Raw genomic sequence first — 24,325 nt, 5'->3', positions numbered from 1 at the left:
CGGATCCTCTGGTGGGTCACGAGCAGGACCCGAGCGTGTGGTCAATCGCGGTCCGGTCGGCGTCGTCGACCGTGAGCTCGTACGTGCTCAGCACGTACGCGAACCGGGTGACGTACAGGCAGTCATAGCCGGCGGCCGGCGGGAGCCAGGTCGCCGGCCCCCGGTCCGACTTCGCCTCGTTGGTCGGCCCGTCGACGGCCTGGAGGTTGTTGAAGTCGGTCGCGAGCTGCTCACGGCGCTCCCCCGTCCAGGCGGCGGCGCCGTGCTGCCACGCCCAGCCGAGGGGCACGAGGTGGTCGATCTGCACGGCCGCGCTCGTGGTCTTCCCGCGGGTGAAGTCGATGCTCTTCCCCGTGTACGCGTCGGCCAGGTGCCCCGAGGCCACGGTGCAGCCGGGATCCGCCTTCGTGAACGTGACGGCGGTGAGGTCGCGGGCCAGGACGTCGTTGCGCTGGTCGCACCCGTTGTGGTCGGTGTCGGCCCAGGACGGCCCGTACGCGGCCCTGTCGTAGGACGAGGTCCGTGCGTGCGTGTCGGCGGGGAGCGCGTCGACGAGCGACCGCACCGCGTCCGCGTCGACCGTGCCTGCGCGAACGAGGCCGGCAGAGGTGAGAGCGTCGATGACGGGGCCGGTCGAGGCGAGCGCGGGTGCCCCGCTGGCGGGCGCCGTCGTCTCGCCGGCCCTGGCCTGCGGGAACACGAGGTCGACGGCGTAGTAGCCACCGGCCAGGCTGCCGATGAGCAACGCGATGGCGAAGTAGACGCGGCGGGTGCGGACCCTCATGCGGCGTCTCCCGGCGTCGCGGAGGCCGCGCTGGTGGAGTGCGGATCGGTCTCGGACACATTGCCGCACCAGGTGCAGATCCAGACGGTGCCGGACTTCTCCCAGATGTGCTCGAACGGAGGGAATCGGTTCATGCTTCTGCGCTCCTCGCTGCTGAGAATACCCGGGTGGCGACATCCATGATCTCGACTACCAGCTCACGGATCCGCAGGTCGCCGTTCAGGCCCGGGCTCTCGAGGGTCTCCGCGACCATGAGGTCGATGTCGCGGGCGTCGCTGTTGCGCTCGAGCGCCTCGGTGAGCCAGCGGACGGCGGTGGCGTGGTCGTAGGCGGCATTCCATCCGCCGGCGCGTGCGTCCGGTACCGGGCCGACGTCGCCTGCCGTGACGCCCCGTGCTTGGAGGGTCTCGACGGCGCCGCAGAGGGCGCCCTGCACGGGGAACAGGCCGATCCAGGACGCGTTCATCACGGCCCACTCCTTGGCGGGTGCCATCTCGCTGGCGGCGGCATCCGCCGGCTGCCCGTGCTCGATGGCGTGGCGGGCGGCGCTCCTGGCGGTCTCGTACGCGCCGTAGACGTCGATGACGAGCTGGGTGTCCTCGTCCAGTTCGGGCACGCTGGGCTCTGGGCCGCTGACGGGTCGGAGGAACATGGCTACGCCTCACCCGTGGTCGTGGACGAGGTGCGGCGCGCGACGGTGATGTCCTGACCGAAGAAGCTGGCACCGACCTCGTCGACGAACACCTTGTGCTGCAGGATCGTGCCCTTGTCTCCGTGGAACTCGCGCACGGTGTAGGCCCCGCTGAACGTGACGCGGATGTTGCCGCACGCCTCCGCGGTCGCGACGAGGGCGACAGCCTGGGCACCGTTGACGGCGAGCTCGTACCGAACCGGCGGGCCCTGGACCCAGTCCCCGTTGTCGTCCTGGAACCGGTCGTTCACGATGACGGCGGCGTAGGTGTACGGGCCCTTGTGTCCCTGGCGGAGGACGGGCGTGCCGGCGAGGTTGCCGGTTCGGCTGATGTGGCTCATGGTGCGGCTCCTGTTCGTGTACGTGGTGCCGGACGGTGCGGTGGACGGCGTGGCCGCCGTGGCGGTCGGTGGAGCGGAGGTCGGCGCGGGAGCGCTGGGGGTCGCGTGCCGCGATTCGGGGTCGATCCCCCAGGATCGGAGGGCGTCGTCGACGGTGATGGGCTGCGCAGCCTCCCAGGCGGCGCGGCGGCGCTCTTCCAGCTCTTCGCGGGTGACGATGGCCCGGTTCTGGGGGCGGCGCTCGTCTCCGTAGGCGGCGCGGTAGTACCGGTCGGCGAGGTCTTCCATGGCGGCTCGGCCCTCGATGATTCCGATCTCGCGGCCGAGGTCGAATGCGAGTTCCTGCTCGGATGACAACTTCTGCGTGTCCATCACAATGTCTCCTAGAGAAGAAAGTCTTACTGGCAGCTATCGCACTGGAGGAGGTCCATCGGGTCGACCGGAACGACGTATTCGCCGACAGTCGAAGTACCGACGACCTGTGCAAGGGCCTGGTTCGTGGCGCTGGTGGTGTTCATCGGAGCTCCGTTCTCGTCGGTGCCGCTGCGGTTGCTTTTCATATATAGAACAATACGGCATCGGGGCCCTCTAGGCAATATCTTTGAACCTTTTTTCTTGGGAACTTGCCCTATTTACGAGGGTTGCGAAATGGGTATGTAGTCATCTCGTGACCGAGCTCCTGGGGGTAATTCACGGAGTGCACTGGATGGTGCGCTGTGCGGTACAGGGGGCTGTTGTGAGCGAATCACATGCGGGAACCTGGGGCCAAGGCGGGTCTGTGGGCGGTGACATTGGGGGGTGAATGACTGCGGGAGGGCTGGAAATCCATCAGCGCTCTGGTCCGGTGCTTTTGCCGACGGACACCCGATGTCGGGGAGGCGGCTGCGCACTTCTCACCAGGTCGTCGCTGCCTGCCGCGAAGCGGCTACCCGCGCTCTCGACGGCGCGAGTCGGGGTTCTGGGTCCGGTTGCGTAGGGGGTGGCCACACCGGGGGCCTCCCGGCCGGACCTCGTCAGTCCGGCCGGGAGCCCAGGTCACGCGGCCGCGGGGACATCGTCGGGGTCGTCCGGCTCGAGGACGGCGGCGATGCGGTGTGCGGCAGCGAGGACGCGGGTGGCGGTGCTCTTGACGAGTTCGGCGTCGCCGTCTGCCCATCCGGCGATGTAGCCGATGCTGTAGGCGCTGGTGTCGAATCCGAGCATTCCGGCGACGACGTAGGCGACGGACTCGGCCTCGGTCTCCTGGATCCCCCGGTGCTCCCAGTACCCGGCCAGGTTGTCGGTGTGGCCGAGGACGACATGGGCCGTCTCGTGGATCAGGGTCTTCGCGGCCTGCTCGGGGGCGACGTCGAACTCGACGACGACGGATCGGTCGCTGGGGCGGGCGCAGCCCTTCCTCTCGCCATCCAGGTGCTCGCGGGCTACCGTCCACCCCTCGACTGCGAGAAACGCCGTGAGGGCCTCGATCACGCCGTGATCGGTGGCCCCGGTGAGGTCGTGCACCAGCTCGGCGTCCTCGACGCCGTCGATGGTGTCCGTCTGGCTCACGTCGAAGACCGAGAGGACAGGGAACCGAGGAATGCGCCACTCGGTCCCCTCACCCTGCGCGTCCTCCTCAGTGATCTTCTTCTGGCTGTATCCGAATATGCGGATGGCTTTCTCGCCCTTCCGCACTTGGCGGCCGCGGGCCTGCCATTGCCGAAATCCCGCGACGGCGCGGGCGTGGGGGCATTGCTGCATGATGAGCAGCAGATTACCGATGCTGTACTGGTGGAAATCGCGCACTCGGTCGAGGTAGCGCCGCCACTCGTCGCTGTCGCGTAGTGCGTCGATCTGATCTGCGATGCTCGCGTGGAGCGCCTCAGCCTGGGCCTTGCGCTCCTCGGCGCTCTTGCGCGGGGCCGTGGTCTTTAGACGTGACACGGTGCTGGTAGTCATATTTCTCTCCCTCTCCTCCTCGTTCTTTTGCCGTGAAGGCGCTTGTCGCCTTCAGGGAGGTCGGGTGGAGTGCAACCCGGTAGGGCGGTGGGGGAGAGAGTTTCGGGGCGAAATAAGGGAGCGAAGCGACCGCGTCCCGAAAGTCTCGGAGGAGCCGGCGGCGCAGCCGCTTGCGCGGAAGCCGGCCGACCGCACACTGCCGAAGGCTTCACGGCATATGAACGGGCCCGCAGGGTCCGGTGCTGTGCCGCGCAGCGGCTCCGATGGAGCGAAGCGACCGGCGCGGCCTGGCCGCGCGCGCCGCCACGCGGCGCACCACGGGCTCCTCCACAACGCGACGTCGACGGGGGAGTGCACCGGCGCCGACGGCGGCAGCGGTCGGCGGGGCAAGCGGCCGTATCGTCGTCCGCGTGGACTACGTCATGACGGACGAGCAGGTGCAGCGGATCCGCGAGGAGCCGGTGCACGTCGGGTACCGGGGGCTCGCGCTCGTGGTGCAGGCATCGGCGAAGGTGTCGCGGCTCGAGCAGTTCGAGCGGTACGACCGCCACGCGGAGCTCGACGTGGTGCATGGTGGCGACGTCGTGGCGTACATCGCGCGGGACTCCGAGGAGCAACGGCTGTTCTTCACGGCCCGCATGTTCGACATCGGCCTGCTCGGCTTCGGGGCGCGCACGCTCATGGACGGCATCGCCGCGGTCCTGGGGGAGCACGAGTGATCTACGCGGCCGTGCTGCTCGCACCGCTCGCCTCCGCGGCGGTCGCCATCCACTGGATCCGCTCGCGGACGGCGGTGGGCATCGTCGGCGGTGTGCTGCTGCTCCTGTTCGCCATCGTCGTCGGGGCGCTCGCGACCGCGTACGTGGCGCTCCAGGAGGCGGGCGGGCTCCGGATCCCGATGTGACCGCCCGCGGCCGCTGAGGCGCGGTGCGCCGTCGACGGGGGAGCGCGAGGGGATCGCCCCTCGCCGGGCGCCCGCGGCGGCCGTGGTGCCCGGCCGGGGCGGGGCGCTCCTGACCAGGAGCGCCCCGCTGCGGCTACACGGCGAGGTCCGGGGCGGCCTCCGTGTCCAATTCGCGGCCGTTCGTGTCCGTTTCGGGCTCGGTCGTGTCCGATCCGGGCTCGGTCGTGTCCGATCCGGCCTCGCTCGTGCCCTCCGCGGCGTCGGCGGACTCGTCGGCATCGTCGGCGTCGCGCTGGGCGCGGCGTGAGTCGTCGGCGTCGGGGACGATCTGCTCGACCTCGCTGAGCGTGTACCCCCACGCGGCGAGCTGGCGGAGGTACGCGGCCGCCGGCGCCGAGACGCTTCGCCACGAGTCGCGGTTCAGCGCGGCCTCCATGCCGCCGAGGACGACGGCGAGGGCGACGTGCTGCGCCTTCGTGGGCGTGGCCGCGGCGTACTTGCCGAGGCCGTCGCCGTAGTACCCGTAGTCGCGCTCCACGCCCAGGAACTCGTGAGCGAGCGGGCTGCCCTCCTGCACCGCACGGCCGACCTCGTGACGGTGGGTCGTGAGCCCGGCTGCGATGACCTGTCCGGCGTCCTTCGGGAGCGACCTCCGGGTGACGAGCGCGGCGACGAACTCGCGCCGCACGCTCTCGGCAGCGTCCCACGCCTTGTTGTTGGCGATGACCCGGCGACGTTCGGCCTTCTGCTCCTCGGTCTGGGAGCCCGCGCCCGTCGCCGGGCTCGTGCGCGTCCCGGTGGTCTCGTCTCGGCGGTAGCCGACGGCCTGGGGGTCGCGGAGGTAGTACACCGCCTCCGGCTCGCGGAGGTACGCGACCACGCGCACCCCGCGCCCGTCGAGCGTGTCCATCTTCTCCGGGGTCAGAAGCGCGTCGCCGCCTTCGACCGTCACGAGGTCCCGCACGGGCACGAAGTCCGCGTGCTCGGGGTTCTGGGGATCCACGATGACGTAGCCGCGGCTCTCGTGGTCGGCGGCCACTGCCTGGACGGCGTGCTTCCGCGCAAGATCCTGCTGTGCGTAGCGCAGCTGGTGGTCGAACTGCGCCGGGTGGGCGCGAGCGGTCTCGATGAGGCGGGCCTGAAGGTCTGGGTACTCGTCGAACTCTACGAGCGCGGCGGCCTGGTCCAAGGTGAGCTGGTGATCCGTGAGCGCCGCGGCCGCGGAGGGCGTGTTCGCGACGGCCAGGGTCTTCTTGACCACGCGGGGTCCGGTCCCGGTGCGCTTGGAGATCGCGGCGGCGCTGAGGCCCTCGAACTGCAGCTGCTTGAACGCGACCGTGCGGTCCACGTCCGTGAGCCCGGTGCGCTGGTCGTTCTCCACGAGCTGCTGCACGATCCGGTCGGTGGTGGCCTCGTCCGCGTCGATGACGTGGACCGGGATCGTGGCCACGCCCGCCTGACGCGCGCCGAGGGTGCGGCGCTGTCCGGCCCGGACGAGCACGCGGCCCTCGGAGTCGCGGCGTGCGATGACGGGCACCAGGACGCCGTTCGCCTTGATGCTCTGCACGAACTCCCGGTTGAGGTCTGCGCTGGGGCGCACGTTCTCCTCGATGATGAGCGTGTTCGGGTCCAGGTACTCGGTGACCCCGTTGGTGCTGGTGGTGTTCTCGGTAATCGTCACGTGTGTTCTCTCTTCCACTCGTTTTTTGCCGTGAAGGCGTTTTTACGCCTTAGCGACCGGAGGGCGTAGTGCAACCCGAAGGGCGGTGGGGGAGAGAATTTCGGGGCGAAATAAGGGAGCTTGCGACCGCGTCCCGAAAATCTCGGAGGAGCCGGCGGCGGAGCCGCTTGCGCGGAGCCCGCAGGTGGCTACGAGGGAGCGCAGCGACCGAGCCGCCGAAGGCTTCACGGCAAAACGACGGGCCCGCCAGGGCCCAGACAGCGCCGCGCAGCGGCTCCGATCAGACAGAGGGCGCCGCGGAGCGGCACAGCTCAGGCCAACACCTCCGCGCAGCGGCACCGCTGAGGTGGACGGCACCGCGCAGCGGCACAGCTCAGGTCGTTCGCCGGCGTGCCGGCACATCGGCGCCGTCCGGCGCCGGGTGGCAGAGTCCCGGAGGGCCCGTCCGGGGGAGTGGTGCCCGGGATGCTCGTCGGCGTCGACGGGGATCCCGGGTCGCCGGTGCTACTCGGGCCGGCGGAGCTTCTGGATCTCGGCGTAGGGCGTGGTGTCGGTCCAGGAGTAGCCGGTCTCGACGCTCACCGTCCCGCGGTTGACGCGGCCGACGCGGCGTCACGCGCCGCGGGTCTTCATGTGGTCGCCCTTCTGCACGTTGGTCCGGTCGCACCCGCTCGCGCGGCCGGCGTGCGGACTCGCTGTCGTTGAGCGACGGCTATCGCTCGAGGGGGTCGTCCCCGCGAGCACGGTGAGGCTCGTGCGATCCCGCGCTCGTCGACGACGAGCCGCGGTGAGGAGTACTGCGTTCGTCCGGGCCGATCCCCGCCGTGCGGAGCATCTCGCGCTCGGCGAGCTCGCGTCGGCTGTACGCTAGCGCCTCGCCGTCGTCGCGGGACGGCCCCGGCTCGCGGCCCGCGGTGCGCGCCGCGCTGAGCGGCGCCGCACCCTCGGGCTCTCTGGTCAGCGCGGTGTCGATCAGGTGCGCTCGGAGGTACACGGCGAGGGGGCGGTCGGTGCCACCACCGCCTGCAGGCGGTGGTGGCGGAGCTCGTCGACGTCGACGCTCGCCCAGTCGATCGGGTGGCCGGCCCGCTGCGCGAGAGCGGCCACGAACATGGACTGGCTGCGGGTGTTGCCGTCGCGCCATGGATGGATCGCGGAGAGCTCGCCCCAGCGGTCGGCGAGCCGCTCAGTGAACGTGTCCGGGTCGAGTCCGGTGAGGTAGTCCTCCCGCTCGAGCTTGCGGAACAGCGTGTCGAGGTTGACCTCGATGAAGTCGGGCCTGCAGTACGGGATCCCGGTCCCCGTCGCCTGCACGTCGACGTCGCGGATCCGTCCCGCGATCCCAGGGAGGAGATCCCCGAACATGCGCACGTGGATGCCACGGAGGTACTCGAGGTCGAGGCGCTCCGGGGCAGGCTCAGTGTAGATCTTCGCAAGCACGACCGACGCGACGTCGTTCATCGCCTCGTCAAGTTGCGCGTGGTCGCGGATGCCCGCTGCGTTGATGAGGACGCCGCCGCTGCCCGGGTACGTGTACTTATCGTCGACGCTCATGCGGTCGTCAGGGCGCCGCCGGCGCTCAGCGCTGGCGGAGGGGAAACCCGTACTTCGCTGCGACCTCCGCGCGAGCCTCGTCCTCGGTCATCGTCCCCTCGAGGACACGACGGGCGCGGCCGAGCGCCTCGGCGTTCGGGAAGTGTCCGGCGAGCTGCTGTGCCTTCTCGACCAGCGCCATGCCCTGCTCGACGTCGACGTCCTGCGCACTACGCTGCGTGATCCTGGTGCTCATGGGACCCCCTGCTCACCTTCAATTGTACGGCGTTCCAAGGCTCTGCGCGTGGAAAGTGTGCCTGCTCGAAGCCGCAAACCAAGTGCCGAAACTACGAGCTGAGCCGGCAGAGAGCCCCGGGTTAAGCCGAGACTTCCTCGACGTCGAGCGCGATCTCGCCGCGGTCGACCATGGGCAGGTACAGGGGGTTGCCGAACACGCGCCCGGAGACCGTTGAGACCGCTTCTCGGAGGTAGGGGAAGACGGACATGATGGCCACTTCGTTGCAGAACTGCTGGACGGTTCGCGTTGAGGGGGCGCACTCCTCGTTGAGCGAGTACTCGCCGGCGATGCTGACCGTCACCTCACCGATTGGGATGGTCACATGGGCGATGAGGCGAACCCCGAAGCTGCCGTCGTCGTGCCTGTACTGGGCAGCGATGTTGACGTTGCCTTCCTCGGGAGCATCTGGCTCCGGGGGATGATCGTTCCTCTTCGCTGACATCTCGTGGCACTCGACCGATTCCAGCTTGGAGCTTGCACGGAGGGCCATGACAAGCTCAACCTCCTGCTGCGACAGATCGACCACGGCGGTGTCAGGCTGCCCGTGCCGGGACGGGAAGGTCAGCAGACTTTGAGCCCGTCCAGCCCGCCGTCGTCATCGACCGAACCACCAGCTCCGTGACGAAGGTCTTTGAAGTGACTCGAGAAGGGGACCCCCAACGCGTGGCAGATGCAGCGTTGATGGACTGCCCCACATCCTTGGTGGCTCGGTGTTCGACCAGCACACCGACCGCGTTGGCGTAGCGGCGGAGGGTCGAGAGCTTGGGGTCGGAGTCGTAGCGTTCGATCTTGTTGACCGCCTGCTGGCTCGTTCCCATCAGCTCGCCGACCATCGCTTGCGTGAGGCCGGCCTCCTGGCGCATGCGCACGAGGTCAGCCTTGAGGAGACGGTCTTCACGTGCGAGCACGCTTGGCACGAGCCTTCGCCCTCTGGAGAGCGAGAGGCGACGTCATCGTCTGGAGCAGGGACATGAGATGGAGCCTACGACCACAACCTGCAAGCAGTGTAATCGGGTTACACCCAAGACGAGGGGCGCCCGGCATCGAAGCGATCCGCGGCGAACTCAATCTCGGTCTGCTGCGCCTCAGTGGTGGTCTTGATGTGCTCGTGCAGGCGAACCAGGATCGTGCTCAAGCTCGCAGGCTCCCCGTGGTAGAATCTCAGCGCCTTGGACAGAGCAGTGTGCCGGAGCTCGAAAATCTCCGGATCGAGGACAACGGGCTTGATTGGAGTCTTCTCGTCTCCTGAGTCCTCCAATTCGCCCCGCGCCGCCGCTTCCATGAGGTCATCCAGCACGCCCTCTTCGTGCGCTCGGGCGAAGGGAGCGAGCGTACCGAGCCAGGCCTCGAGCTCCGCCACGGACGCATGCGCGTTGTCGCGGTAGTCGCGCCAAACGTACCCAGCAGGGCTCGGCTGACAGCACCGGGAGTCGGAACCCTCACGCCTATTTAGGACCATCTCGAAATCGTAACCGAGGAGCCCGACAAGGGGCGTTGTTGGAGGCAGCTCACGCCCGCGCGAGGCCGCTGAGCGTGATCCATATGCCACGGTCACGGAACGGCCGCGGGCTCTCCTCGAGGGCGAGGTCGCGGTAGATGCTCGGCGTCGACGCCCACCACTCCGCTGGCACGACAGAGCGCCACGCGTCGAAGGTCCAGGCCGGGGGAGCCCAACCGTCCCGCTCGGCGAGGTACTCGGCCAGCGCAGCGAACGCGGCGTCGAGCTCGACGGATCCCGTCGACGCCGGCGGATCCGTGAAGACGCTGGCGCCGAGCGCGATACCGCCGCGACGGCACGTCGACGTGTAGTCATCGAGGGTCTGCAGAACACCGAACCGCCATCCGGCCGTCGGCGGCTGGCCATCGGCGACGAGCTCGGCCGCGTCCAGGGCGTTACCTGCGGCCGTGTGCAGGACACCCGCCGAGCTCACCGGCGCATCAGGCGCCTCCTCGGCGAGTCGGATCATCTCCGTCACCGACACGACCTCACCGTTGAACACCACGACCGATCACCACCTCTTGCCCCATCCTCACCTGATTCCAGCACCGACCTGTGACAGGGGTACCTGCGGCGGATGATCCTCCACCTGCGACTGGGAACGGCGGCGCACCGCGCCGATCCGGACCCGCGCGAGAGGGACGTCGAGTAGAAGCGCCGTGCACTCTCGCGCCATCAGACGGATCTCCGAGGTCGACCGCGCCTGGGTGACAGCACCCATAGCGGGAATGGCGACGATCCAGTAGGACCCTTCGCGGTAGACGTACACGTGCAGCAGGAGCGACATCGCTCTCCCTCACCAGACTCCCGGCATTGCCCGAAGAGAGCACACTACCTCCGCGCGCATCTCGGACAACACCGACGGCGGCCGCGGAAGACATGGACGATGGCGCGGGTTCGTGGAGCGCAGCGGAACGAAGCCGCGGCAACCTCGACCATCAGCTCAGCCCCGATGAGAACAACTCGACATTCTGTGTGGCCCTACTTTTGTGGTACTCTTTATGCGTGGGAGTTGAGTGGACGAGCAACGCAGGCAAGCACGGGATCCCGCGCGATGATGCGCTGTACGCGATCGGTCACGCGGAGGGTGCGAAGCAGATAGACGGACGCCCCGGCGAGGTCACCACCGTCTACGTCGGACACCCGCACGGGCAGACCGATCGCTACATCGAAGTGATCGCCGCCATGCGGCCGCCGAGGACGGTCACGATCTTCCACGTCATGCCGCTCAGCGATCTGTACCGGCACCTGCTCAACGAAGGGAACTGACATGACCGACTACAACGATCTCGCCGCTCGCGCCGAGCGCGGCGAGTTCGCGCCCATCCCCGGCACGGACCTGCACGGCTCCGCCGCCGCAGACGCCGGCCGCGCCATGCTCATGGACGCCACCGGCACCGACACCCTCGAGGACGCGATGACCGTTGCCCTCGGCCGCCCACGACTCGACGCCGAGGAGCCCACCGGACCCATGTGGAAGGTGCGCGCCACGAAGGCCCTCGACGCGCAGGTAGAAGCGCTCGCCAAGCGCCAGGGGCACAACAACAAGTCCCGGATCATCCGCGAAGCCACCGCCGCCTACATCCGCGCATCGTAAGCGCCAAGACCACCCGAGAAGGAACCAAGCCATGACCACTCCACGGCCACTTACGAGCACGACGGAGGATGAACCGTGCTGGTCCTGATCTTTCTGGGCGCGACGCTCGTCCTCGCATCGGCCTCACGTTCTACCCGGTGACTCAGGAATCTCGCGTCCTTGGCATCTCGCTCACCGGCCTGGTCCCGCTCGTCTGGGCCGCGGATCTGGCCACTTCGGCACCGAAGCCTTAAGCCGATAATGTATCTTATGTCATGTGCGGCGCCAGTGTCTCGCTTTCCTGCGCTCCTGTCACAGCGATGCCGCGCTCAGGGCGTGCTGAAGAGTCGCCTCCGGTTGGTGGCGGGCAGTGAAATACGCACCCAGTAGCTCGTCGGACATGACCATGCCATCCGCCAAGAGCCTCTGTTTCCTCACTGAAATGGCAAGCTCACATGCAGGCCTCGATGAAGCGCTCAGCTACATCGCCAGGGCGTAATACGGTTGCTCTCGGAAGAGCACAGCCATGGGTACGTAACTCATATAGGTCTCGCGCCCTGAACCTGGCAAGCCAGCGGCACCGATGATGCCAATGAGCTTCATGTCCCTGCCGAGTACAGGCCCCCCGGAGTCGCCTGTCCGTGTTGCTGTTGAAAAAGTCTCCGCAACAACTTCCTGATTCTCCACCTCCAGCCCGGGCGGCGAGGCGACAGATACATAGTTGCACATAATCCCAGTTATGTACCCGCTGGTGCAAAAGATCTCCCGAGCATCCGGGACTTTGGTTCCGGCTACCGGCACGGATGACTCCTGCCCGGAGCGATTCCTCACGGCGAGCACCTCACTCCGCGCCCGAGGCTCGTAGTCACTAGTGAGCGTGCAGCGGATACCCGCCGACGTCGGATAGCAGCTTCTCCTCGTCGTCTGCAAGGGTTCGATCCGGATAATCGAGAGGTCGGTGTCTGGCGATTCCCAGATGACTGTCCCGACCTCAACGTCGTAGACGCGGACGTGGGCGCCCCGACCACCGCAGTGCTTCGTGGTCGCCACGTAGCGGACGGCACGCTGATAAGGCGTGATCCGCGACAGGATGCCAGTTCCTGTCAGCACGGCTCCAGCAGTGCAGTCATAGTCCCTGGTGTAAGTAGAACCATGGCTCTCGCTGAAGATGAGGTGGGTACCGGCTACCACAGGTAACGAGTTACGGGCGAGGCGATCGACCGCCCGGGCGGGCGGGCGGGCGGGCGGGCGCGCGGGCGGGCGCGGCGATGGAGCAACACCCCAGAATCGTGGCAAACGCGAGGACGAGGGTTAATATGCTCTTACTAGGGATTCTCACAGAATCCGACACTAGTTCAAGAGAATGGATAGGTAGGCGCGCTCTCCACAGGTGCGACTCGAGCTCACGCACGAGTTAAGGTACAAATGGGTGACAACTGATCGATAGCGTCGGGAGCCGCTAGCGGGGAGGATGCCACCGTCTCCGATTTGCGCCTGCTCCCTCGCCGAATAGTCCGGGCCCGTAGCCCTTGCAGTGTCAGCTGGCATGGTCGCTGGGCGTCGCGTTTCGTATTACCAGTGCGCGACCAGTTCGCGTAATCGCTGAATCTGCATCGGGCACCAATACTTTGCTCTATGTCCAGCCATGGTGCAAGGCCGTCCGCTACGCGGCCGTGCGGCACCCGACCCGCCGTGCCCGAAGAACGTCGCCCGCGTCTGCTCGACCGTCAGTTCACGACCCGCGACAATTGTCCCGGGAAACGCCGGCGCGATGAGCTGCGATGAAGCACGTTCTGCAACGCGCTGTGCCACCTGCTCGCGAATGAACCGGGTAGCGTGCCGAGCGACGGACGGGATACTGGTGGTCACGATTCGGGCGGCCCTGAAGTCCACCGCCCTGCGCTTCACGACAACCACAGTCATATAGTCGCGGACGACAACGTCAGTCAGCCTGCGCGGGCGGCGTGGCCCTCGGTCGAGAGCACAACCGCACGGACGGCGGACATCCACGCGGCCGGCGACCTCTACGCCGGCACCTTCGAGTATGAGCGGGCAACCGGCCTGTGTGAAACCTGCCATGGGTTCGAGGTCGCCCCGTATCTTGTGGGCTCAGCCATCCGATTGGACGTGACACGCGCCATGCAGCCCTCTATCGCATCGCACTTGACCCTGACCTCCCGTGACGACCGCCGTCGCGGTTGGGCCGTAGTCGCAACGGTCGCGACGCTCAGTATCGTCGGGTCGCTCACGACGGCTACCCCGGCAGCGAACGCCGCCGAGAAGTCGATCGCCGTATCTGTGCAGGACGGCTCATTTTTGCAGGACGTCGTTGACGGGCGTATCACCGTTGACCAGCTCGTCGACGCGAGCATCGCCGGACGCGCGCAGGGAAGCCCCGCTCTTGACCGCGGCACCTTGACTCAAGGGATGACGGCCGAAGTCGAGCAGCTCCGGAGTACCGGCAGTACTCCCGCCTGGGGACAGCTGGGTAGCGACACAGACCAAGGTCAACCCGAGATCCTGCAGTCGGCAGCCACCCCCGCACCCGACCCGGAGGTCGGCACACAGCTATCGTTCTGGCGCAAGTTCAAGCACTTCTTCCATCATTGGGGAACCGTGAGGATCACCGCCCCTGTAGGAGATGCCCTCCTCGGAGGCGGCACGGCGGCAGGCATTGCGGCCCTTGTCGCTGGCGCATTCGGATTCATCGCCTCCGCGATCTTCACATCCATTGGTGCCGCCGCGTTCATCGCCCTCGGGGCGGTCGCATTAAGCTGCGAGCCCCGTCACCTGAAGTTCCTGTACATCAAGTTCCCCGATCTCGGAAACAGCCACTGCGGCAACTAACTCAAGCGCTCCCCCGAAGCATCGATCGCCTGTTGTTACAGCTCATGGTGATCGCACGTGCACTAAGCACCTGAGGGGCGCCGTCAAGCAGGATATAGCTGACACTCGACCGACTCCCGCTGAGGTCGCGTAGCACACTGAGCCGTTGCGGGCGGGCAGCACACCCGCTCCGTGACGGCCACGTTCGAAGTTCTTCCTACCGTTAGTATTGGGAACGAGGCGAGCTCCTTCATGACGGAATGCCGCTCCGCGGCGCATGCGGCCGCGCGTGGCTCAGGTCGGCGCCGACGCGGCAACCGCCGCTGTTCGAGCGGCCGGCAGGAGGCCTCGGTCGCCCATAAGTTCGACTACTCCCCCCACGCCGCGACGTATGCCACGAAGGCCATCGCGCTGCACGAGTCGGGTGTCGCCGACCTCGAGACCGAACGGCAACGACAGCGGGACTCCCCCGATTGGAGTCTCCGACCTATCAAGTTACCCAATGGCCGCTAGCTCATTCCGGGACGCAATCCCTCACCGGACGTGAGAATCGGCACGCGTGCCCAGTACGATGTTCCCGAGGAGCTTTGAGCCCGAGTCCGGCGTCGCGCGGCTCCGGCCTGGACGAGGGGATGCGCTGGCCAAGTCCATCGGAGCTGGCCCACGCCGTATCTATTGGGCATGACCGGTGCGAGGGCGCAGAGGATCTTCATCGCGTTCGGGTCGGCGCCTGTGGTGGGTGTGCCGTAGAAGACATAGAAGTCGACGGTATGGCCACCTGCGTCAATCACGTGCCCGGACGTATCACTGGCCTGTGGACAGTGCACGCGGCCCCGGCACAGCGTGGCCAAGATCGGTTGCACCACCCGCCGGCGTCTGCCGCCACAGAGGACGTCGCTCCCGCCTACTCACATGAGGTCATATGTCCCCCAAGCCGCGAATTGCGCTAAACGACGATCGCGCCCGTTTTCTCGACATTGCGCTGTGGCGCCGCCGAGGATTCCGGGCGGTAGCTGCAGTGACTACTGCGGTGTGCATCTTTGCGTCCGGTGTGATCGGGGGGCCTCTCTGCTCGGTCGCTGCGCACGCGGCGTCCCTTCCGATGAATACGGGCCCTTCCCGCACGGCCGCGGTGACCGCGGACCAGGTTCGCGCGCCCTCGGACGACGAGGCCTCTGCTACGGAGACCTACTGGAGTGACGATAGATTGAGAGCTGCTGAACCGGACGACGACATTCCATCGAGCCTCAATACCGCTACCGCCGACAGCGCCATTGTGCACGCGGTATCGGGGAGCATCGCCAGCGTACCGTGGGTAGGCACGCTGGCGTTCATCCGAGATGGGCGAGACAAAAAATGCTCTGCAGCCGCCGTACAATCCGATTCCGGTCTCATGGTCGCTACCGCAGGCCACTGTCTGGTCTCCGACGGCAAATTTGCAACATCTGTCGCGTTCACCCCAGGATGGGATGGAAAAGGCAGGCCGTGCTGACACGTACCAGGTTCCGCCCGAGTGGTCGGTCCGCGAAGATGACTCTCACGACGTCGGGTTCGTGAAGGTCATCCGGCACGCAGGACGATCACTGGAAGCCGTGACCAACGCCCCGCGTGCAGACTTCACCCTGGCGAAGTCCAGCCTGCACTACTTCAGCCTCGCCTACGCCAATATCGCAAGTGGGTACTCTCCTCGACCCCTAGCGACATGCGTCGGCCCGGCTTACAGCATGAGGGCCGAACGTTCCCTGGCGATGGTCGGGTGCATCGCGAGCCCCGGCATGTCCGGCGGCGCCGTCTATCACGTGTCCTCGACCGCTCCGAAGGGCACGCAAGTGGGAGTCATCAGCCGAGCCCTGGAAACGGTGAACGGACCAGCCACCGCCTTCACCCCCTTCGGGGATGTAGAACTGCTTGTGTTCCGTCTAGTCGATTCGTTCCACCGCTAAGACGCAACTTCGGCTGTCGCACAGTGCCCGCTTCCGAACGACGATGATGACAAACGCACGAGACATGGCAAACCCCCAACGCGCTGCATGACGAGGCGTTTCATCGGACGCGCGAACGAGGGAACCCTGGTCCCATCACGAGACCATTCATGAAGACGCGCGTAGTAGTACCGATCCCATCGCTATTGGGAGTTCGACACCAGTAGTCAAAATCAAGCACCCGTAGGGGCGCAGCCCCCCCGATCCCCAAAGCGAGCAAGCCTCCGTCTCACGAAGCGAGCCGAGCTCAGGTCGTGATGACGAGGACGCAGGCATCGCAAAGTAGAGGGAGTGCCTTGGGGGATACCTTCGACAAGTGGCACGACGACTTTGGGTCTGCTGCCCGCACCCGCGGCGACAGTAGCTCCTAGGATCAGACACGCCCCTTCTCTCGGTAGTCGGCGGTCTGCGAACCGCGCCGTAGATTGTGCGGATTCACCCAAGCGCCGGCTACGCCGCCCAGAACGACACAGCAGCGCATCCGACTGTGCGCGTGACCCGTACAGACCTGCTGACTCGCACGCAGGACGTACAGCACCACCACTCTGTGCCCCGGGTTCATGAGGCGGCGGCAGCGATGCCCCCTGTGGATCGTTTACTCGCGATCGTCGACCTCTTCCTAGAATCGCCTACCTCTCGTACCAACGCCTTCTCCGGGTTGCAACTCACCCGGCACTTGCTCCGCACAAGTTGGGGAGCTATTCCTAGGTTTTTCGCTGAACAGTGAGGCCCTCCATGATCACAATCATTTCTCAATCCACACCGACCCGATTCCGCATCATTAGCCACCCGATGGCCTTCGCCGTGGTATTTCTCGTTTTCGTGTCGGCCATTCTCGTGATCGACGCACCAAGCAGCGCCCGTGCGGAAGCGAGATCCGACTCAACCACGTTTACCCACCCGTCTCATAGCGGGCAATCAATTGGTCCCATGACCGCGAACGCAGAAAGCGACCCCGCAACAGGATCAGCACAAGTGACCTTCGTGCCCGTGCCGCCCCCTTCAACTACACCGAACCCCGGCCAACATCTCCGAGATGACAAGAGCTGGAAGTCATTCAAAAGGTGGCTAAACCGCAAATTCCATCCAGTCATCCACTTGGGCGGGATGACCGTAAGAGCGATCGTTGGAAGCGCCTTAGGCGTGGTGGGCACAGTGACCTGCTCGCAGCTGTACTTGACCCCGGTAGTGTGCACCGTGGTCGGGGGCCTCCTGGGCGCGGTTTTCGCACTCATCGCGTCGTCCAAATGCGGCCAAAAAGGTATTTTTATTCCTATTCCGGACTACTGGAACGATTGGTGCGGGTAGAGGCCGCCACGTTTTTCGCGGTATATCTATCGGTGCGGAGCGTCCTCACGGGCCGTTTCGGCCTGCACCGGTGCCACTTGGCGAGCTGCCGCCGGTCGTTCCGCCGGGCGAGCAGCCTGGCGAGGGGTGGAAGCGGTTCGGGGACGAGTTCGGGCCTGCCGCTGTCGACGACTCGCCATGCGCCTAATCAGGTCCTCGCTAGTCGAGTAGGTCTACCGGGAGCTGTTGGCTACCGGACTCGGCCCTCACTCGCGCTTCGACCACTTCGCGTCTTCCTGACGCATCCGCTTGAGATTTTGCACCCATAAGCCGATTTGCCCCGACACGACTAACACCAAATCGGCGGCCAGGAACGTCTTGTTCTCTGATGTCAGGAACCGGACCATGCAAACGATGCCCAGGGTGCTGGCGAGGAGTCCGAACACGGCAAAGCGTGTGAGCTTGAAGTTGAGCCTGCGGCGCGGTGAGGGCATGCAGCAACGCTCTCACGGACGTGCTGCTCAATCGCACCCATGGTGCAACTGACTGTTGCACCTGTAGTCCGGAAAAGGATCCCTCCCCGGACCACCTCACGACGTCGTGCTCGACCGCGGAATCGCGCGTCTCATCTGACTGGTCAGGCGGTGGATCCGGGGACGGGGGGGCTACCTCAGACGCTGCATGCATGGCAGGACAGCTCATCGGGTACGCCCGCGTCTCGACCGACGCGCAGGACGCCACCGCGAAGCGGGACGCCCTCGCGCCGCTCGGGCTGACACCGGATCGGATCTAGCTGTACTGGGTCATGACGTTGGTGACACTCGGGCCGCGGGCGTGAGCCCGTGGCTTGAGTGGATTCGTTCAGTGTTGTAGTGCTCGATGAAGGGGTCAAGCGCGTCGGCCCGGTGTTGGTTGCTGGTGAAGGGTTGCCGGTAGGCCCACTCGGTCGCGAGGGTCCGGTTGAAGCGCTCGACCTTGCCGTTCTGCCAGGGGCAGTGCGGGCGGATGAACTTCTGCCGCGCGCCCAGGTCCTGGACGGCGTTCTTGAACGCGGTCGAGTGCCGGTAGGCGAACGCGTTGTCCGTGATGACCCGCTCGATCCGGGTGATCCCGCGCCCGGCGAAGTACGCCGCTGCGCGGGTCAGGAACCCGGCCGCGGTCGCGCCTTTCTCATCGGGATGGATCTCCGCGTAGGCGAGACGGGTGTGGTCATCGACCGCGGCATGGACGTAATCGAACCCGATCCCGCGGCCGCGGACCTGCTCGCTGCGCCCGTGGACCCGCCAGCCGCCTCCGTCCGGGATCCTCCCGAGCTTCTTCACGTCCACGTGGATCAGATCACCCGGATGCTCGTGCTCATACCGGTGCGCCGTTGACCGGGATGCCCGGATCACGGCCCCGGTGACGGGGTCCAACCATGCCAACGGCGGCGCCCCGTGCCGGCGCAGGATGCGGGAGATCGTACGGGATGGAACACCTGTCACCGGCGCCAGCCGCGCAGGACCCGCCCGCAACTGGGCCCGCGCTTCCAGCACGGCCCGTTCCCGCTCCGGGCTCGTTCGCCTCGGTACTGACCGGGGCCGCGATGACCGATCCGTCAGCCCTCGCAGCCCCTCGGCACGGAACCGGTTCACCCATCGATGCGCGCACTGCCGCGACACCCCCAGCTCCCGCGCGACGTGCGCGACCGGCCGACGATCCTCCACCACCCGCCGCACGAGGAGAACCCTCCCGTGAACCGTCAGACGAGCATTACCGTGGGACATCGAGGCCTCCTGGCGATGGTTGAACTGAACAGCTCCATCAAGCCAGGAGGCCTCTTCACACGCCCCGAAGTGTCACCAACGTCATGGCCGAGTACATCTAGCTCGATCACGGCCTCACCGGCACGAACCGGAATGGTCCCGCGCTCGGGAAAGCGCTTGAGGCGTGCTGGACCGGCGACACGCTCGTGGTCACGAAGCTCGACCGGCTCACCCGGTCGATCAGCGATGCCCGCACAATCGCCGACGAGCTCGCCGCCAAGGGCGGGCGTGGCGTTGAGCATCGGGGGATCCGTGCACGATCCGACCGACCCGACAGGGCTGCTCTTGTTCGACATGCTCGCGCATGTTCGCCGAGTTCGAGTCCGACCCCATCCGCGCCCAGACCCGTGAAGGAACGGCCAATGCGAAGGTGAGGGGGAAGCTGAAAGGGCGACAGCCGAAGCTCTCCCCCGCCCAGGAGCGACACCTGATCGCGCTGCACCGCGTAGGCGACACCTCCGTCTCCGAGCTCGTGGAGCTCTTCGGGATCGGTCGGGCCACCTGTACCGGACACTCGACCGGCATCCGGTCACCACGAGCACCGAGGTCACGCTGCCCCGCATCGACGACGAACTGACGTCGTGACCCGGACCGCGTTCGTCGATCAAACCGGGTCTCAGGAGAACCGCGATCCTGGTACCTATGTCCTCACAGCCGCGATCTGCGACGAGCGGCACCTCGACACCGTGCGCGACGTGATGCACGGACTACGGCGAAGCAAGGTGGGGAAGGTGCACTGGAACGAGGAGAGCGCCCCCCGGCGTCTGCAGCTCGCCGCCGCGGTCGCGGGGCTCGCTCTCGAGAGGCTGGTCGTCGTCCGGTCGGTCGACAACACCGAGCCGCTGGAGCGAAGTCGACGGAAGACGATGGAACGGCTTCTGCACGAGCTCACGATGCGCGACCTGGCGCTCCTCGTCGCGGAGTCACGCGGGCCAGCAGATGACCGGCGGGACCGTGACCACCTCGACACACTCCGCGCCGCGCACGCCCTCAGCATTCCGATCCGGCTCGATCATCAACGAGCCCCGTAGAGCGTGCGCTGTGGGAAGCCGACGTCATCTGCGGCACCATCGTGCAGGACCGGGTGGGGACCCCCAAACCGCTCGCCGCCCTCGGCGAGATCCAGATCATCACCGTCGACGGGTGACCGGTTAAAGCGCAAAGTCTCGGGCCCTACTTCCAGCAGGAACTCGCGAGAATCACTTTCGACCCCACCGCAATGGGGCGACTCGCTCGGTCTCTCACGCGTGACGGGATCCCATCACCCCTGCACGGAGTACACCATGCTGTCCGGGCACGTCAACTACCAGGCGGTCCGTGCTCTGCTGCCGGATCGAGGCCCGTGCGTACCCGACGAGTTTGCCCGCGATGTCCTACCCGACCGAAAACCGACGATGACCATGCCCAGCTCCGCGGGCCATGGTTACGGGATACACGCGGCAGCGGCAAGTGACAGGGTCGCGCCTCCCCTGCAACCGACGACCAGATGGCAGGCGGCTTCTCAAGGCCCATCAACACTGCCCGATGCGCTCCTGTACGAAACACGACCTGTGGACGATCGCGCCGCAGACCCAATCACATCTGCGAGAGTAAGCATAAATGAACCTTCCGCCGTTTACGGACATCAACAACACCTTCACCTGGTGTCAACGGCTCAGGATAGTCCCTAAAAGGGTTATTGGAGAACTTGATTGTTGCGCACACATCACTCGCTTACCTCTCGATCAGCACGTCTGCTCATCGCCTGCGCAGCGGTAACACTGACCTGCCTGACTCCCCTCATCGTCGCGCCGTCGTCCGCCCAGGCCGTCGGCGCAGTGCGCACGTCTCTTCCCATCGTCGCGGGAACGAAGTTGACCTTCAGTGAACCGAGTCCGCCCGGCACCTATACCGCAGATTCGTACTGCACGGCCGGTGCGGTGCTCAAATCAACGACGTATCTGTCCCGGCTTCTCCCGTTCTCCGCGGCGACGCGATATGTGCTTACCGCAAAGCACTGTGCCTCATTGGGTGCAACTGTACGCGTTGGGGAGGATAACGTGGGAAGGGTGACCTGGACGTCGCCGGACCGAGATCTGGAACTCATCACCGTAAACCCTGAATCACATAGAAACACACAGTGTGGCCCGACCCACAGTGGGGCCGCCCGCTGCAGTATCATTCAGTCATTCACACCTCGCGCCATTGGCAAGATTGTTTTGCACCTTCCTTACAGCAACTTTGAGCGGGCCATTCCTGTCGCAGGGATGGGCGAGCCGAGTGCAACGCAGCAGATATGCACCTCTGGTTACCGGACCGGCCCGAACTGCACTTTCCGACTCGTCACCCTCCCGCCCAACGCTGAAGCGGAAGCCCGCGCCCGAGGTCAGATGGTAATCAGAAGCACCGTCGCGGGCACGGATCAAGGTGACTCGGGCGGACCGGTTGCCAGCCCCGGCGGTGTGCTCTTCGGCATCCATCACGGATCCGCTGATCCAGAGCACTACTCGAACGTAAGTATTTACACACCTCTATCGGAGTTCTTCCGAGAGCAGCCCAATTATGCACTTGCACCATCGAGTTAGCGCGCCCGGGTAACTAACTGCGTGCGCGCCGCGGAATAGGGCTCGTCGGTCTAGGGCGTCGCGGATGACAGTTCAAAGACAGCGGCGCGGCGCGCGCGCCGCTGCCGACACGCGGCGCCGCAGGTTCGTCGACGTCGGCCCGAGGACGGCTGGGTGATCGGGGATCTGCAGAATGCGCACGCGCTCTCCGCCGGCAGCCGGTAGGCGGTGATCGCTTGGAGCACGGCGCCGCTGCCGGCGAACAGGTCGTGGAGCTCGTCGACGGCCGGGTCGTAGCCGAGCATGGCCGCGACCCACCTCGTCCACTCCGGCGGCTTCGCACCGAGGAACCCCTGCTGACGCGTGGCCGCGTGCAGGGTGTCCGTGACGCGCGGCCCGGACTCCCGTCGACGTCGTGCGTCCGGGACGCGGACCAGGACGGGTTCCCACCGGTTGAGGATCCGCGCACCGCCGGGCATCGCGTTCGGCTTCGACCACACCGCGAGCTGCGCGGCGGGCGGCGCCGCCGCGAGGAGGACGGGCAGGGAGTCGGCGGCGCCCGCGAGGACCCACCCGTCATAGTCGCTCTCGAGCGCGACGATGAGCGCCTGGTGCTCGGCAGGGTCGTCCCACACGGCCGCATCGGGGTGATAGTCGGGCTTCCTGCCGTTGCGCGCCCACAGACCATCCGTCCGTGTGCGCCCGCCGCCGCGGCCCTCGCCGTACCAGCGGTCCGCGCGTCCCAGGTACGGCGGATCTGCGATCGCGAGCCTCACCCCGCACCCCCTGTTCCGTGACGGCCGAGCGGGCGTTTCGTGACAGCCCGACGTCGCAGACGGTATCACCGGTGGATCTCTGGATGGGAAGACAGCGGCGCCCCCTCCCCATATGGGGAGGGGGCGAGAATACGGCGGGTCGTCGTCGCGTTCGTCCGATGGGGCGGCGGGCCTACTTGCTGCGGCCGGTGCCCTTTGCCTGCGCGAGGGCGCTAGCTGTACTCGGCCATGACGTTGGTGACACTTCGGGGCGTGTGAAGAGGCCTCCTGGCTTGATGGAGCTGTTCAGTTCAACCATCGCCAGGAGGCCTCGATGTCCCACGGTAATGCTCGTCTGACGGTTCACGGGAGGGTTCTCCTCGTGCGGCGGGTGGTGGAGGATCGTCGGCCGGTCGCGCACGTCGCGCGGGAGCTGGGGGTGTCGCGGCAGTGCGCGCATCGATGGGTGAACCGGTTCCGTGCCGAGGGGCTGCGAGGGCTGACGGATCGGTCATCGCGGCCCCGGTCAGTACCGAGGCGAACGAGCCCGGAGCGGGAACGGGCCGTGCTGGAAGCGCGGGCCCAGTTGCGGGCGGGTCCTGCGCGGCTGGCGCCGGTGACAGGTGTTCCATCCCGCACGATCTCCCGCATCCTGCGCCGGCACGGGGCGCCGCCGTTGGCATGGTTGGACCCCGTCACCGGGGCCGTGATCCGGGCATCCCGGTCAACGGCGCACCGGTATGAGCACGAGCATCCGGGTGATCTGATCCACGTGGACGTGAAGAAGCTCGGGAGGATCCCGGACGGAGGCGGCTGGCGGGTCCACGGGCGCAGCGAGCAGGTCCGCGGCCGCGGGATCGGGTTCGATTACGTCCATGCCGCGGTCGATGACCACACCCGTCTCGCCTACGCGGAGATCCATCCCGATGAGAAAGGCGCGACCGCGGCCGGGTTCCTGACCCGCGCAGCGGCGTACTTCGCCGGGCATGGGATCACCCGGATCGAGCGGGTCATCACGGACAACGCGTTCGCCTACCGGCACTCGACCGCGTTCAAGAACGCCGTCCAGGACCTGGGCGCGCGGCAGAAGTTCATCCGCCCGCACTGCCCCTGGCAGAACGGCAAGGTCGAGCGCTTCAACCGGACCCTCGCGACCGAGTGGGCCTACCGGCAACCCTTCACCAGCAACCAACACCGGGCCGACGCGCTTGACCCCTTCATCGAGCACTACAACACTGAACGAATCCACTCAAGCCACGGGCTCACGCCCGCGGCCCGAGTGTCACCAACGTCATGACCCAGTACAGCTAGAGCGCGCGGTCTAGGTGAGCGACCAGCCGTGCAGGATGAGCACGGGCGCGGTTCTCGGCCCGGTCGTACTCGACGACCTGCCTGAGGATCCCTAGGCGGTCGGGATCCGCGTGGCGTGCCGTCGATGGGGACAGCCTCGGCAGGGACGCGCGGATACGAGCAGGAGAGGACCAGTGGCGGAGGTCGGCGCGGGTTTCGCGGCTGGTGTGGCGGTTCGACGCCACGCGGAGGAGGACGGGTGTGGCGGGGTGCTTGGCGAGCTCCGCGAGCTCGGCGGGCGACTGAGAGAACCGGGCCATCGCGGCGAGAATCGCGATCCGCACGCTGCGCGTCTCGCTGTCCTCGCTGCGGAGCAGCGAGGCACGCTCGGCGTCGGTCAGCACCGGGTGCAGGACGAGTGCCGCTCGCACCGCCCGGCCAGGCTTGCGCGACAGCAGCGCGCGCACAGCGTCGTGCGGCGTCCGGGGGTTGAGGATGGCGGCGGCGCGCACGTTCTCGTGCGGGTCGCGGAGGTACTGGCGGAGCTTCTGCGGGTCCCTCTCACTGGCGACGTTCATCACGAGGCAGTTCCT

28 protein-coding genes and 1 pseudogene are annotated in these 24,325 nt (G+C 66.7%); 11 read left to right on the top strand and 18 right to left on the bottom strand.

The genetic code is table 11. From position 1 onward, the window contains the following. Window positions 1-16: 16 nt before the first annotated feature. From CMS_RS15555 to CMS_RS15540, 5 genes are all read right to left on the bottom strand, one after another. Window positions 17-784, bottom strand: coding sequence for an HNH endonuclease family protein (locus tag CMS_RS15555; protein ID WP_012296896.1), 768 nt, complete (start codon window positions 782-784; stop codon window positions 17-19). Then, a complete protein-coding gene (locus tag CMS_RS17385; RefSeq protein WP_012296895.1) occupies window positions 781-918 on the bottom strand; it encodes a hypothetical protein in 138 nt (45 codons plus the stop codon). Before CMS_RS17385 ends, CMS_RS15555 begins: the two co-directional genes overlap by 4 nt. Next, window positions 915-1,436, bottom strand: a complete 522-nt coding sequence (locus CMS_RS15550) for a hypothetical protein (RefSeq protein ID WP_012296894.1) — start codon at window positions 1,434-1,436, stop codon at window positions 915-917. The genes CMS_RS17385 and CMS_RS15550 overlap by 4 nt, the downstream gene beginning before the upstream one ends. 2 nt (window positions 1,437-1,438) lie before the next feature. Next, window positions 1,439-2,188 carry a single-stranded DNA-binding protein gene (locus CMS_RS18065; protein ID WP_223842803.1) on the bottom strand — a complete coding sequence of 250 codons (750 nt, stop codon included), beginning with the start codon at window positions 2,186-2,188 and terminating at the stop codon, window positions 1,439-1,441. Between the two features lie 663 nt (window positions 2,189-2,851). Then, a complete protein-coding gene (locus tag CMS_RS15540; protein WP_012296891.1) occupies window positions 2,852-3,754 on the bottom strand; it encodes an ArdC-like ssDNA-binding domain-containing protein in 903 nt (300 codons plus the stop codon). Window positions 3,755-4,164: 410 nt separating this feature from the next. Between CMS_RS15540 and CMS_RS17520 the strand changes: the two genes are divergently transcribed. Continuing rightward, the gene (locus CMS_RS17520) at window positions 4,165-4,473 is read left to right on the top strand and encodes a hypothetical protein (protein WP_012296890.1); all 309 of its coding nucleotides are present in this window, start codon (window positions 4,165-4,167) and stop codon (window positions 4,471-4,473) included. After that, window positions 4,470-4,658 carry a hypothetical protein gene (locus CMS_RS15530; protein WP_012296889.1) on the top strand — a complete coding sequence of 63 codons (189 nt, stop codon included), beginning with the start codon at window positions 4,470-4,472 and terminating at the stop codon, window positions 4,656-4,658. Before CMS_RS17520 ends, CMS_RS15530 begins: the two co-directional genes overlap by 4 nt. A 133-nt stretch (window positions 4,659-4,791) precedes the next feature. Here CMS_RS15530 and CMS_RS15525 read toward each other — a convergent pair whose 3' ends face one another. From CMS_RS15525 to CMS_RS15485, 8 genes are all read right to left on the bottom strand, one after another. Beyond that, on the bottom strand, window positions 4,792-6,339 hold the full coding sequence (locus tag CMS_RS15525) for a ParB/RepB/Spo0J family partition protein (protein WP_106408731.1): 1,548 nt from the start codon (window positions 6,337-6,339) through the stop codon (window positions 4,792-4,794). Window positions 6,340-7,311: 972 nt separating this feature from the next. Continuing rightward, complete coding sequence (locus CMS_RS15515; protein WP_012296886.1) at window positions 7,312-7,893, bottom strand: Fic/DOC family protein; 582 nt, start codon at window positions 7,891-7,893, stop codon at window positions 7,312-7,314. 25 nt (window positions 7,894-7,918) lie between these two features. Beyond that, window positions 7,919-8,128: a hypothetical protein gene (locus CMS_RS15510; RefSeq protein ID WP_012296885.1), complete on the bottom strand. Its 210-nt coding sequence runs from the start codon at window positions 8,126-8,128 to the stop codon at window positions 7,919-7,921. Between the two features lie 121 nt (window positions 8,129-8,249). After that, window positions 8,250-8,696, bottom strand: a complete 447-nt coding sequence (locus tag CMS_RS15505; protein WP_012296884.1) for a hypothetical protein — start codon at window positions 8,694-8,696, stop codon at window positions 8,250-8,252. 7 nt (window positions 8,697-8,703) lie between these two features. Further along, window positions 8,704-9,078, bottom strand: a complete 375-nt coding sequence (locus CMS_RS16335; protein WP_133064128.1) for a helix-turn-helix transcriptional regulator — start codon at window positions 9,076-9,078, stop codon at window positions 8,704-8,706. A gap of 107 nt (window positions 9,079-9,185) precedes the next feature. Then, a complete protein-coding gene (locus CMS_RS15495; RefSeq protein ID WP_106408732.1) occupies window positions 9,186-9,530 on the bottom strand; it encodes a hypothetical protein in 345 nt (114 codons plus the stop codon). Window positions 9,531-9,678: 148 nt separating this feature from the next. Further along, window positions 9,679-10,170 carry a hypothetical protein gene (locus CMS_RS15490; RefSeq protein ID WP_223842802.1) on the bottom strand — a complete coding sequence of 164 codons (492 nt, stop codon included), beginning with the start codon at window positions 10,168-10,170 and terminating at the stop codon, window positions 9,679-9,681. A gap of 30 nt (window positions 10,171-10,200) precedes the next feature. Then, on the bottom strand, window positions 10,201-10,455 hold the full coding sequence (locus tag CMS_RS15485) for a hypothetical protein (RefSeq protein WP_012296880.1): 255 nt from the start codon (window positions 10,453-10,455) through the stop codon (window positions 10,201-10,203). Between the two features lie 26 nt (window positions 10,456-10,481). Here CMS_RS15485 and CMS_RS15480 point away from each other — a divergent pair, with 26 nt between their 5' ends. Together CMS_RS15480 and CMS_RS15475 are read left to right on the top strand one after the other, a co-directional pair. Continuing rightward, window positions 10,482-10,937, top strand: coding sequence for a hypothetical protein (locus tag CMS_RS15480; protein WP_133064127.1), 456 nt, complete (start codon window positions 10,482-10,484; stop codon window positions 10,935-10,937). A gap of 1 nt (window position 10,938) precedes the next feature. Next, window positions 10,939-11,265, top strand: coding sequence for a ribbon-helix-helix protein, CopG family (locus CMS_RS15475; protein WP_012296878.1), 327 nt, complete (start codon window positions 10,939-10,941; stop codon window positions 11,263-11,265). 459 nt (window positions 11,266-11,724) lie between these two features. Here the strand turns inward: CMS_RS15475 and CMS_RS16330 are convergent, their stop codons facing one another. Further along, window positions 11,725-12,294 carry a S1 family peptidase gene (locus CMS_RS16330; RefSeq protein ID WP_223842801.1) on the bottom strand — a complete coding sequence of 190 codons (570 nt, stop codon included), beginning with the start codon at window positions 12,292-12,294 and terminating at the stop codon, window positions 11,725-11,727. 786 nt (window positions 12,295-13,080) lie between these two features. Between CMS_RS16330 and CMS_RS15465 the strand changes: the two genes are divergently transcribed. From CMS_RS15465 to CMS_RS15460, 3 genes are all read left to right on the top strand, one after another. Next, the gene (locus CMS_RS15465) at window positions 13,081-14,091 is read left to right on the top strand and encodes a hypothetical protein (RefSeq protein WP_012296875.1); all 1,011 of its coding nucleotides are present in this window, start codon (window positions 13,081-13,083) and stop codon (window positions 14,089-14,091) included. A 231-nt stretch (window positions 14,092-14,322) separates the two neighbouring features. After that, complete coding sequence (locus CMS_RS18395) at window positions 14,323-14,583, top strand: putative immunity protein (protein WP_012296874.1); 261 nt, start codon at window positions 14,323-14,325, stop codon at window positions 14,581-14,583. 956 nt (window positions 14,584-15,539) lie between these two features. After that, window positions 15,540-16,013 (top strand): trypsin-like serine peptidase, encoded by a 474-nt coding sequence (locus CMS_RS15460; RefSeq protein ID WP_012296871.1) that lies wholly within the window; start codon window positions 15,540-15,542, stop codon window positions 16,011-16,013. 1,592 nt (window positions 16,014-17,605) lie between these two features. Here the strand turns inward: CMS_RS15460 and CMS_RS15455 are convergent. Both CMS_RS15455 and CMS_RS16875 read right to left on the bottom strand, forming a co-directional pair. Continuing rightward, entirely contained in the window at window positions 17,606-17,833 is a 228-nt protein-coding gene (locus tag CMS_RS15455) for a hypothetical protein (protein ID WP_012296867.1), read from the bottom strand. Window positions 17,834-18,142: 309 nt separating this feature from the next. Then, window positions 18,143-19,105, bottom strand: a complete 963-nt coding sequence (locus CMS_RS16875) for an IS481-like element IS1121 family transposase (RefSeq protein ID WP_012296866.1) — start codon at window positions 19,103-19,105, stop codon at window positions 18,143-18,145. 101 nt (window positions 19,106-19,206) lie between these two features. Between CMS_RS16875 and CMS_RS16870 the strand changes: the two are divergent. The 3 genes and pseudogenes from CMS_RS16870 to CMS_RS18390 all read left to right on the top strand — a co-directional run. Beyond that, window positions 19,207-19,729, top strand: a pseudogene (locus tag CMS_RS16870) (recombinase family protein); the annotation flags it as partial. Beyond that, a complete protein-coding gene (locus CMS_RS15440; RefSeq protein WP_012296865.1) occupies window positions 19,726-20,175 on the top strand; it encodes a hypothetical protein in 450 nt (149 codons plus the stop codon). The pseudogene CMS_RS16870 and the gene CMS_RS15440, both read left to right, overlap by 4 nt. Before the next feature lie 786 nt (window positions 20,176-20,961). Then, window positions 20,962-21,708, top strand: a complete 747-nt coding sequence (locus tag CMS_RS18390) for a trypsin-like serine protease (protein WP_407637331.1) — start codon at window positions 20,962-20,964, stop codon at window positions 21,706-21,708. Between the two features lie 50 nt (window positions 21,709-21,758). Here CMS_RS18390 and CMS_RS15435 read toward each other — a convergent pair whose 3' ends face one another. Beyond that, window positions 21,759-22,463 carry a hypothetical protein gene (locus CMS_RS15435; protein WP_012296861.1) on the bottom strand — a complete coding sequence of 235 codons (705 nt, stop codon included), beginning with the start codon at window positions 22,461-22,463 and terminating at the stop codon, window positions 21,759-21,761. A gap of 313 nt (window positions 22,464-22,776) precedes the next feature. On the opposite strand from CMS_RS15435, the gene CMS_RS15430 reads away from it, so the two are divergent. Next, window positions 22,777-23,739 (top strand): IS481-like element IS1121 family transposase, encoded by a 963-nt coding sequence (locus CMS_RS15430; RefSeq protein ID WP_012296860.1) that lies wholly within the window; start codon window positions 22,777-22,779, stop codon window positions 23,737-23,739. Window positions 23,740-23,749: 10 nt separating this feature from the next. Here the strand turns inward: CMS_RS15430 and CMS_RS15425 are convergent, their stop codons facing one another. Continuing rightward, entirely contained in the window at window positions 23,750-24,310 is a 561-nt protein-coding gene (locus CMS_RS15425) for a hypothetical protein (protein WP_133064130.1), read from the bottom strand. Window positions 24,311-24,325: the final 15 nt, after the last annotated feature.

This window comes from Clavibacter sepedonicus (assembly GCF_000069225.1).
Classification (GTDB): domain Bacteria; phylum Actinomycetota; class Actinomycetes; order Actinomycetales; family Microbacteriaceae; genus Clavibacter; species Clavibacter sepedonicus.
This window is presented reverse-complemented; position numbering and strand designations above follow the sequence as displayed.

What these genes read in the sequence shown, in the direction of transcription:
- CMS_RS15555 (WP_012296896.1), bottom strand. Translation starts at nt 784, where the DNA reads ATGAGGGTCCGCACCCGCCGCGTCTACTTCGCCATCGCGTTGCTCATC.
- CMS_RS17385 (WP_012296895.1), bottom strand. Translation starts at nt 918, where the DNA reads ATGAACCGATTCCCTCCGTTCGAGCACATCTGGGAGAAGTCCGGCACC.
- CMS_RS15550 (WP_012296894.1), bottom strand. Translation starts at nt 1,436, where the DNA reads ATGTTCCTCCGACCCGTCAGCGGCCCAGAGCCCAGCGTGCCCGAACTG.
- CMS_RS18065 (WP_223842803.1), bottom strand. Translation starts at nt 2,188, where the DNA reads ATGGACACGCAGAAGTTGTCATCCGAGCAGGAACTCGCATTCGACCTC.
- CMS_RS15540 (WP_012296891.1), bottom strand. Translation starts at nt 3,754, where the DNA reads ATGACTACCAGCACCGTGTCACGTCTAAAGACCACGGCCCCGCGCAAG.
- CMS_RS15515 (WP_012296886.1), bottom strand. Translation starts at nt 7,893, where the DNA reads ATGAGCGTCGACGATAAGTACACGTACCCGGGCAGCGGCGGCGTCCTC.
- CMS_RS15510 (WP_012296885.1), bottom strand. Translation starts at nt 8,128, where the DNA reads ATGAGCACCAGGATCACGCAGCGTAGTGCGCAGGACGTCGACGTCGAG.
- CMS_RS15485 (WP_012296880.1), bottom strand. Translation starts at nt 10,455, where the DNA reads ATGTCGCTCCTGCTGCACGTGTACGTCTACCGCGAAGGGTCCTACTGG.
- CMS_RS15475 (WP_012296878.1), top strand. Translation starts at nt 10,939, where the DNA reads ATGACCGACTACAACGATCTCGCCGCTCGCGCCGAGCGCGGCGAGTTC.
- CMS_RS18395 (WP_012296874.1), top strand. Translation starts at nt 14,323, where the DNA reads ATGACGGAATGCCGCTCCGCGGCGCATGCGGCCGCGCGTGGCTCAGGT.
- CMS_RS15460 (WP_012296871.1), top strand. Translation starts at nt 15,540, where the DNA reads ATGGAAAAGGCAGGCCGTGCTGACACGTACCAGGTTCCGCCCGAGTGG.
- CMS_RS15455 (WP_012296867.1), bottom strand. Translation starts at nt 17,833, where the DNA reads ATGCCCTCACCGCGCCGCAGGCTCAACTTCAAGCTCACACGCTTTGCC.
- CMS_RS16875 (WP_012296866.1), bottom strand. Translation starts at nt 19,105, where the DNA reads ATGTCCCACGGTAATGCTCGTCTGACGGTTCACGGGAGGGTTCTCCTC.
- CMS_RS15430 (WP_012296860.1), top strand. Translation starts at nt 22,777, where the DNA reads ATGTCCCACGGTAATGCTCGTCTGACGGTTCACGGGAGGGTTCTCCTC.
- CMS_RS15425 (WP_133064130.1), bottom strand. Translation starts at nt 24,310, where the DNA reads ATGAACGTCGCCAGTGAGAGGGACCCGCAGAAGCTCCGCCAGTACCTC.